Origin of the sequence: Streptomyces sp. CBMA156, assembly GCF_014596515.1 — a bacterium.
Lineage (GTDB): Bacteria > Actinomycetota > Actinomycetes > Streptomycetales > Streptomycetaceae > Kitasatospora.
Genome location: NZ_MSJQ01000322.1, coordinates 1 through 8,630, shown reverse-complemented (window position 1 = coordinate 8,630; position 8,630 = coordinate 1). Strand labels below are relative to the sequence as shown.

9 protein-coding genes are annotated in these 8,630 nt (G+C 74.1%); 3 read left to right on the top strand and 6 right to left on the bottom strand.

Annotated elements, in window-relative coordinates; translation table 11 throughout:
• Both BU198_RS28075 and BU198_RS28070 read right to left on the bottom strand, forming a co-directional pair.
• Positions 1-2,259, bottom strand: a 2,259-nt coding sequence (locus BU198_RS28075; RefSeq protein ID WP_188299668.1) for a glycosyltransferase family 2 protein, incomplete at its 3' end; no start/stop codon positions are given.
• A gap of 228 nt (positions 2,260-2,487) precedes the next feature.
• Positions 2,488-2,760, bottom strand: a complete 273-nt coding sequence (locus tag BU198_RS28070) for a WhiB family transcriptional regulator (RefSeq protein WP_188299667.1) — start codon at positions 2,758-2,760, stop codon at positions 2,488-2,490.
• 621 nt (positions 2,761-3,381) lie between these two features.
• Between BU198_RS28070 and BU198_RS28065 the strand changes: the two genes are divergently transcribed.
• Genes BU198_RS28065 through BU198_RS28055 form a run of 3 tightly spaced genes read left to right on the top strand, consistent with a single transcriptional unit; the run spans position 3,382 to position 6,371 of the window.
• A complete protein-coding gene (locus BU198_RS28065; protein ID WP_317620348.1) occupies positions 3,382-4,023 on the top strand; it encodes a cysteine dioxygenase family protein in 642 nt (213 codons plus the stop codon).
• Positions 4,024-4,065: 42 nt separating this feature from the next.
• A complete protein-coding gene (gene cofD, locus BU198_RS28060; RefSeq protein ID WP_188299669.1) occupies positions 4,066-5,076 on the top strand; it encodes a 2-phospho-L-lactate transferase in 1,011 nt (336 codons plus the stop codon).
• Complete coding sequence (locus BU198_RS28055) at positions 5,073-6,371, top strand: coenzyme F420-0:L-glutamate ligase (protein ID WP_188299666.1); 1,299 nt, start codon at positions 5,073-5,075, stop codon at positions 6,369-6,371. Before cofD ends, BU198_RS28055 begins: the two co-directional genes overlap by 4 nt.
• Before the next feature lie 3 nt (positions 6,372-6,374).
• On the opposite strand, the gene BU198_RS28050 is transcribed toward BU198_RS28055, so the two are convergent.
• The 4 genes from BU198_RS28050 to BU198_RS28035 all read right to left on the bottom strand — a co-directional run.
• The gene (locus tag BU198_RS28050) at positions 6,375-6,644 is read right to left on the bottom strand and encodes a type II toxin-antitoxin system RelE family toxin (protein WP_188299665.1); all 270 of its coding nucleotides are present in this window, start codon (positions 6,642-6,644) and stop codon (positions 6,375-6,377) included.
• Positions 6,641-6,913 carry a type II toxin-antitoxin system Phd/YefM family antitoxin gene (locus BU198_RS28045; protein ID WP_188299664.1) on the bottom strand — a complete coding sequence of 91 codons (273 nt, stop codon included), beginning with the start codon at positions 6,911-6,913 and terminating at the stop codon, positions 6,641-6,643. Before BU198_RS28045 ends, BU198_RS28050 begins: the two co-directional genes overlap by 4 nt.
• Positions 6,914-6,959: 46 nt before the next feature.
• Entirely contained in the window at positions 6,960-7,871 is a 912-nt protein-coding gene (locus tag BU198_RS28040) for a DNA-3-methyladenine glycosylase family protein (RefSeq protein ID WP_188299663.1), read from the bottom strand.
• 107 nt (positions 7,872-7,978) lie between these two features.
• The coding region (locus BU198_RS28035) for a peptidoglycan recognition protein (protein ID WP_188299662.1) at positions 7,979-8,630 on the bottom strand (652 nt) is incomplete at its 5' end.

Below are 8,630 nucleotides of genomic sequence, written 5' to 3'. Positions count from 1 at the left end.
GAGCACCGCGCGGCGGCGGTCGGCGCGCAGCAGCGCGGCGAGCGCGGAGAGCACGACACCCACCGAGAGCCAGATCGGCGGCACCCCGGCGCCGCCCGGGTTGACCGTCAACAGGCCGGCCGCGCTCGCGCCGGTGCCGTGCAGGCCGGGCAGCCCGGCCTCCAGCAGCAGCCACTGCGGGTGCGACAGCACCTGGAGCGACCACGGGGCCAGGACGGCCACCGGCACCGCGAGGATCACCAGGACGCGCAGGCCGAGCAGCCGCAGCGCGGCGCCGCCGGAGCCGAAGGCGCCGCCGCGCAGCACCGCGACGACCAGCATCGCCAGGCAGAGCGGCACCGCGAGCGCCCACGTTATCGGGACGAAGGCGGTGGCCAGGGTGAGCAGCAGGACGGTCATCCAGACCGGGCGCCAGCCCGGGCGGGCGCCCTTGGCCGCGCTCTCGGCACGGATGCCGAGGCCGGCCGCGATGGCGGCGGCGCGGGCGAGCGGCGGCAGCAGGACGGCCAGCACCGCGGTGCCGATCCGGCCCTGGGCGAGCGCGCCGGTCGCGGCGGGCAGCAGCGCGTAGGTGGCGCTGGCCCAGGCGCGGACCAGCTTGGAGTCCAGCAGCGGACGGGACACCAGGTAGGCGCTGACCGCGGACAGCGGGACGGCGAGCACCACGATCAGGGTGAGCGCGAGGTCGGCGTGGTCGAACAGCAGCCAGGAGAGCACCGCGAGCACGCCGAGGTACGGCGGTGCCGCGGCGGCGGAGCCGGTGCCGACCGGGTGCCAGGCGTCCGCGTACATCGACCAGAGGCCGCCGGCGCCGTCGGCCGCGGGCAGCAGGGCGCCGCCGAACAGCTCGCCGCCGCCGAGCAGGCTGCGGCAGGCGACCAGCGCGAACACCAGCAGGGCCGCGAACAGCACCGGCGCCGGGCGCCGGGCGAGCTTCCTGACCAGTGCGAACTGCTCGACGACCAGGTCCTCGGCGTCCTCGTCGCCGCCGGCCTCGGCCGAGCCGTGCCGGCCGCCGGTGTCGTCGCCGCCCCCTATCCCGAGCGAGCCGACGACGCCCTCGACCGCCAGCCGGGTGGTGGCGCCGGGGGCGGGGAAGAGCGTGCGGTCGTCCAGGGCGTCCGCGGCCCTGGACCTGGCCCGGCGCTTGCGGGCGGCCAGCAGCCTCGGGAAGCGGACGAGTTCGTGGCCGAGGCCGGCGAGTTCGTCGAAGGCCTGGCGCGGGTCCTTGCCGAGCAGGTTGGTGACGGCCCGCAGCAGGGTGCCGAGCACCAGCCGCAGCAGGACGTAGGGGAAGAGCGCGCCCTTGCAGTTGGTGAGCAGGGTGTAGACCGCGCCGGCCTTGTCCACCCGGTGCGGGTGGGCGGGGCCGCAGTCGATCGCGCGGCGCTCGCGGGCGGCCGCCTCGGCGTGCCGCAGCACGGCGTCGGGGGCGACCACCACACGGTGGCCGGCGGCGTTGACCCGCCAGCAGAAGTCGGTGTCGTCCCGCATCAGCGGGAGGGCCTTGTCGAAGCCGCCGAGTTCCTCGAAGACGTCCCGGCGCACCAGCATGCCCGCGCTGGAGACGGCGAGCACCGGGCGGACCTGGTCGTGCTGGCCTTGGTCCTGCTCGCGGCGGTCGAGTCCGGTCCAGCGGCGGCCGGAGTGGGCGATCGTCACGCCGACCTCGAGGAGCTGGCGGCGGTCGTACCAGCTGCGCAGCTTGGGGCCGACCACGGCGGCGCTGGGGGTGGAGTCGGCGACCTGGAGCAGCCTGCGCAGCGCGTCGGTCTGCGGCTCGCAGTCGTCGTGCAGCAGCCAGAGCCACTCGACCGGCCGGGTCTCGCGCGGGCCGCTGCGGCCGAGGTCGTCCTCCTGGGCGAGCGGGTCGCCGTAGTCGTCCCAGCCGCCGGTGACCGGGTCGTACCCGGAGGGGTCGAGCCGGTACGGGAGGTCCTCGGGGCGCAGCGGCGGGCTGTTGAACACGGCCTCGGCGACGGCGGTGCCGAAGCCGGCCCGGCGGCCGAGGACCAGCGGGCCGCTCTCCGGCAGCCAGTCGGAGAGGGTGTCCGCGAGCAGGTGCGGGGAGTTGTCGGTGGAGCCGGTGTCGACCGCGAGGATCCGCTGGACCTGACGGTCCTGACCGAGCAGGCCGGCCAGTGCCCGCGGCAGCCAGCGGGCACCGTCGTGCGAGACGATCACGGCGGTGACCAGGTGGCGCGGATAGGCGGGCGGCCGGGAAGCGGTGGAGCCGCTCTGGTGGCTGTAGACGGTCATCGCGTGCGCGGGCCCCAGTTCTCGGTGGACACAGCCGGTGAACGGCAACCGGATGGCGCACCACACTAACGGCTCCGGATGGCCGGTTCGTCCGGGGTGTGCGTGCGGAGACGGTGAAGGGGGCTCCGGGAACACGAAAGCGCCCCACCACCGCGGTGAGGCGCCCGTACAGCTGTGCGGTTGTCCCTCGTTGTCGGAGGGTCAGCGGGGGTCAGGGGCCCGCCCCGGTCAGACCGCGCTCTTCTTGAGCCGACGGCGCTCGCGCTCGGAGAGGCCGCCCCAGATGCCGAAGCGCTCGTCATTGGCGAGGGCGTACTCCAGGCACTCCGACCGGACCTCGCAGGCGAGGCAGACCTTCTTCGCCTCCCGAGTCGAGCCGCCCTTCTCGGGGAAGAAGGACTCGGGGTCGGTCTGGGCGCACAACGCGCGCTCCTGCCAACCGAGTTCCTCCTCGTCCTCCGTGATGCCGTCCCCGATCAACAGCTCAAAGAGCTCGCTCATCTGGCGCGCCTCCTCTGCCCCTACTTGGCGTCCCCGTGGTTGCCGTTGCCTCGTGCGGCTGACGACACGAGTGAAATTACAGTTGCGTCACTCTGGCTCAGTCAAGCCGAGCTCTGGTATTGGGGCCGGGATTCACTCCCTGGCACCAAGCCGTTACGAATAGTGTACATATCCGGACACATCGGGCCTTCAGCCTCAAGGTCCCGAACGATGCCGAACCATCCGCAACCATTCGCCAGGTGACGCTCGGTCACCGCCACGGGCCGGTCATCGGCCTGCTTTCCCGGCGATCTTCCCATCGAAACATAGAGAGTGATGAATCACCCCATCCGGGCAAGATCCGGACTTAACCCACTCGAATGCCGCATCCTTCGGTTTGACACCGCCCCTCCGGATGCGGTGTCCTTTTCTCTATGTCAGAGTTCGCCAGCCCCCGGAGCGGTTCCACCCTCCGCCGTGCCGTGAACTCTTGTTGTCGCCTCTGCTCCTGCTGTATCTAGGCGCCCGCGTCCCACCGCGCGCCGCCCCCAGGAAGCACAGAGGCCGCCCGCGATTCCCGTCCCAGGACATCCCGGATCCGGCTGATCCCGACGCCAGCCGACTCCTCCGAGGACGACTCCCGTGCGCATGATCCGCATCCGCAAGCGGAACCGCGACCGCAACAAGCTCGCCCGCCGTGGCCCCGCCACCGTCCGTACCGGCACCCCCGCCGACGCCAGGACCCGCCAGTGGGCCGACGGCCTCAGCGACGTCTCCATCGCCGGCGACCCGCTCGCCTTCCCGCACCTGGCCCGCACCGACCTGCCGGCCCACCCCACCACCGTCGCCGGGTACGCCCGGCTGGTGCGCGAGATCGCCGCCGACCGCGCCCGCTGGGAGCCGCTGGTCCGCTACGACGCGCTGACCCGCTGGTACGCCCGGCTGGAGACCGGCCCCGGCTACGAGGTCTGGCTGCTCAGCTGGCTGCCCGGCCAGTCCAGCGGCTTCCACGACCACGGCGAGTCCTCCGGCGTGATGAGCGTCGTCGAGGGCGAGCTGACCGAACGCTCCCTCACGCACGCGGGCGAGGGCGCCCGGGTCCTGCGGCCCGGCGGGCAGCGGGTGTTCTCCTCCGGCTACCTGCACGAGGTGGTCAACGGCGCACTCGAACCCGCCGTCTCCATCCACCTCTACACCCCCGGCCTGACCGAGATGAACCAGTACGGCGCCACCGCCGTCCCCGAGCAGCACCCGGAGCGGCAGGACCGGGCCGGGACGCACTGATCACGGCCTGACGGGACGTCCGACCGTGGCAGGATGAACCACATGCGCATCGTGGCACTGGCAGGCGGAATCGGCGGAGCGCGCTTCCTGCGCGGACTCCGCGCGGCGGTCGGACCGCAGGACGAGATCACCGTGATCGGCAACACCGGTGACGACATCCACCTCTACGGCCTCAAGGTCTGCCCCGACCTCGACACCGTGATGTACACCCTCGGCGGCGGCATCCACGAGGAACAGGGCTGGGGCCGGACCGACGAGACCTGGTCGATCAAGGCCGAGATGAAGGAGTACGGCGTCGGCCCCGAGTGGTTCGGGCTCGGCGACCGCGACTTCGCCACCCACCTCGTGCGCAGCCAGATGCTCACCGCCGGGTACAGCCTCAGCCAGGTCACCGAGGCGCTGTGCGTGCGCTGGAAGCCCGGCGTGCGGCTGCTGCCGATGAGCGACGACCGGGTCGAGACCCACGTGCGGATCACCGACGAGCAGGGCAGCCGGGCGGTCCACTTCCAGGAGTACTGGGTCAGGCTGCACGCCGCGGTGGACGCCGAGGCGATCGTCCCGGTCGGCGCGGACACCGCCAAGCCCGCGCCCGGCGTGCTGGAGGCGATCGCCGAGGCGGACGTCATCCTCTTCCCGCCGTCCAACCCGGTGGTCTCGATCGGCACCATCCTGGCCGTCCCCGGCATCCGGGAGGCGATCGCCGGCGCGTCCGCGCCGGTGGTCGGGCTCTCCCCGATCATCGGCGGCGCGCCGGTGCGCGGCATGGCCGACAAGGTGCTCGCCGCGGTCGGCGTCGAGGCCACGGCGGAGGCGGTGGCGCTGGACTACGGCAGCAGGACGGCACCGCGGAGCGGTCCGGGCGAGGGCGGCGGCGGGCGACGGGCCGGCCTGCTCGACGGGTGGCTGGTGGACACCGTCGACGAGGCCTCGGTGGCCGCCGTCGAGGCCGCCGGGATCTCCTGCCGGGCCGTCCCGCTGCTGATGACCGACGTCGAGGCCACCGCGGGGATGGCGCGTACGGCGCTGGCCCTGGCGGAGCAGGTACGGAAGTGACCGCCTCGCTGGAGATCCTGGCGGTCCCTGGTATCCCCGAGGTCGAGGCCGGGGCGGACCTTGGCGAGCTGCTCGCCAAGGCGGGGACCTACCGGGACGGCGACATCCTGCTGGTCACCTCGAAGATCGTCAGCAAGGCCGAGGGCCGGCTGCTGCACGCCGCCGACCGCGAGGACGCGATCGACGCCGAGACCGTCCGGCTGGTCGCCCGGCGCGGACCGGTCCGGATCGTCGAGAACCGCAACGGCTTCGTCATGGCCGCCGCCGGCGTCGACGCCTCCAACACCGCCCCCGGCACCGTACTGCTGCTGCCCGAGGACCCGGACGCCTCCGCCCGGGCGCTGCGGGCCCGGCTCCGGCAGCTCACCGGCCGCCGGCTCGCCGTCCTCGTCACCGACACCTTCGGACGGCCCTGGCGCAACGGGCTGACCGACGTGGCGATCGGCGCCGCCGGGCTCGCCGTCCTGGAGGACCACCGGGGACGCACCGACAGCCACGGCAACACGCTGGAGATGACCGTCACCGCGACCGCCGACGAACTCGCCGCCGCCGCCGACCTGGTGAAGGGCAAGGCCACCGGCGTCCCGGTGGCGGTCGTGCGCGGGCTCGGACACCTGGTCACCGCCGAGGACGGCGAGGGCGTCCGGCCACTGGTCCGGTCCTCCGTGGACGACATGTTCCGGCTCGGCACCTCCGAGGCGCTGCGGCAGGCCGTCACCCTGCGGCGCACCGTCCGCTCCTTCACCGCCGAGCCGGTCGACCCGGCCGCCGTCCGGCGGGCCGTCGCCGCCGCCGTCACCGCGCCCGCCCCGCACCACACCACCCCGTGGCGGTTCGTGCTGCTGGAGTCGGCGGACACCCGGGTACGGCTGCTCGACGCGATGCTCGCCGCCTGGCAGCGCGACCTGCGCGAACTCGACGGCTGGGACGAGGCGAAGATCGCCCGGCGCACCGCCCGCGGCGACGTGCTGCGCGACGCGCCGTACCTGGTGGTGCCCTGCCTGGTGACGGACGGATCGCACGACTACCCCGACCCGCGCCGGGCCACCGCCGAACGGGAGATGTTCACCGTCGCCGCGGGCGCCGCCGTGCAGAACCTGCTGGTCGCCCTCACCGGCGAGGGCTACGGCTCCGCCTGGGTCTCGTCCACCATGTTCTGCCGCGACACCGTGCGGGAGGCACTGGACCTGCCGGCCGGCTGGGACCCGATGGGCGCCGTCGCCGTCGGCCGCCCCGCCGAACCGCCGAAGGCCCGGCCGGAGCGGGGTGCCGACGCGTTCGTCGTGGTCCGCTAGGGATCAGAGGCCGCGGTAGACGTCGCGGCGGTTGCCGACGTGGACGACGAGGATCAGCAGTACCTCACCACGGACCTGGTAGACCACGCGGTAGTCGCCCACTCGGAGCCGGTAGAGGCCGTCGTTGCCGGACAGCTTCTTGACGTCGGGTCCGTCGGCGAACGGGTCGTCCCCCAGCGCGGTGAGTGCCGTGAGGATGCGCATCGCCGCCAGCTGACCGATCGCACGCAGCTGACGCCGGGCGTGCGGGGAGAACCCGAAGGCGTACTTCACGCAGCGTTCCCGGCGGAGTCCTCCGGCGAACCGAACAGGTCCACCAGCAGCTCGGCCATGGTGATGACCGGTTCGTCCAGGTGCTTCCGCGCCTCACGGGCCAGGAGTTCGTCCTCCGCCTCCTCTATGGCGTCGAGGACCTCGATCGGCACGACCGCCCCGACGCGCTCGCCCTTGCGCGTGATCACCGTGATCTCGCCGGCCTCGGCCTGGGTGACCACCTCGGCGAGGCGCGCGCGCAGTTCCCGGATGTTCAGTGCCTCAGTCATGACTCAAGCGTACACATCGGGGTGTACGCACGGCGGGGCTTTCCGGTCAGCGGTGGCGGTGGTCGTTGGGGGTCAGGCGGGGGCCGTAGCGGGGGGCGCGGGCGCCGGTGGCGAGCAGGAGGCGGCAGATGCGGTGGCGCTGGGGGCGGTAGGGCTCCAGCAGGGCGAGCATCTGGTCGTCGTCGCTGCGGGGGCGGCCGGCCAGGGCCCAGCCGACCAGGTCGGGCAGGTGGAAGTCCCCGACGGAGACCGCGTCCGGGTCGCCGTTGCTGCGTTGCAGGGTCTCGGCGGCCGTCCAGACGCCGATGCCGGGAACGGCGGTGAGACGGGCGAAGGCCTCCTCGTGGCCCATCGCCGAGGCCTCCTCCAGGCGCGGGGCCAGCCGCACCGCGCGCACGATCGTCGCGGAGCGCTTCGGGTCCACGCCCGCCCGGTGCCACTCCCAGCTCGGCAGCAGCGCCCACTCGCGGGCCGACGGGGCCACCCGCATGCCCTCGGCCGGGCCCGGCGCCGGGGTGCCGAAGTCCCGCAGCAGGGTGCGCCACGCGCGGTAGGCCTCGTCGGTGGTGACCTTCTGCTCCAGGATCGCCGGGACCAGCGACTCCAGCACCAGGCCGGTCCTGGTCAGCCGGACCCCGGCGGTACGGCGCTGGGCGTCCCGCAGCGGGCCGGGCGGCAGGACCAGCGCCTCCGGGGCGTCCTCGGCGCCGAGCAGGGCGGGGAGGCGGTCGAGGAGCCAGTCGGCGCCCGGGCCCCAGGCGCTCGCCTCGACCTCGCCGGTCCCGGGGTGCGGCCGCACCCGCAGGGTGCCGATGCCGGCCGGGGTGCGGGAGGCGCGCCAGACGGCCCCGTCGCCGGTGCTGCGGTACGCCGGATCGGCAGGGCCGCGGCGCAGCGGGAGCAGGGTGCGGGCGACGTCCAGCGGGAAGGCCGGGCGCCAGCGCCGTGCTGCTTCCACTGCCGTCGCCTCCCGGGTCGCCTCCGGACATGAACGATACGCGGGGGGTCGGACAGGCCCGTGGGTCGCGAGCGGGGCCGCGGCGGAGGGGCGCTGACCCGGCCGGGTCAGCGGGTCTGGAGGCGGGCCGCCGCGGCGCGGAGCTCGGGGAGGCGGGCGTAGAGGGCCTTGCCCGGGCATTCGGTGTCGAAGGCGTCGCGGTGGCCGGAGACGGCGTCGAAGTCGACGGCGGTGCCCTCGGGGTAGCGACTGCCGTCGGACCCGGAGGTGAGCCTGGTGCGGCCGTCGGCGGGCCGGGCGGCGAGGCCGAGCTTCCAGGCGGCGACGGCGGCGAGGCCGGCGAGCAGGGGCCGGGGCGGCTGGTCGCCGACGTAGGTGCCGATCGCGGCGACGCCGGCGGAGTCGGTGTTGAAGCCGAGGGTGTGGGCGCCGTGGACGGGCAGTTCGACGCCGCCGGCACGGCCCTCGTAGACGGTGCCGCAGCGGTCGACCAGGAAGTTGTAGCCGATGTCCCGCCAGCCGCTGGTCTTCACGTGGTACTGGTAGATCGCCCGGATCACCCGGGGGGCGTCGGAGCAGGCGTAGTCGGTGGCGGTGTGGTGGACGAAGACCTCGCGGACCGGGCCGGTGTACTCGAAGCCCTGGTCGCGCAGTGACTCGTCGGCGCCCCAGCCGGCCCGGGTGACGATGGCCGGACGCGGAGCCCGCCCCTTGACCGGCCCGGCGGGCGGCCCCGTCTGCGGCTCGCCGAACGGCGGC

Coding starts and splice junctions, on each gene's coding strand:
- BU198_RS28070 (WP_188299667.1), bottom strand. CDS start 2,760: ATGAGCGAGCTCTTTGAGCTGTTGATCGGGGACGGCATCACGGAGGAC.
- cofD (WP_188299669.1), top strand. CDS start 4,066: ATGCGCATCGTGGCACTGGCAGGCGGAATCGGCGGAGCGCGCTTCCTG.
- BU198_RS28045 (WP_188299664.1), bottom strand. CDS start 6,913: ATGACTGAGGCACTGAACATCCGGGAACTGCGCGCGCGCCTCGCCGAG.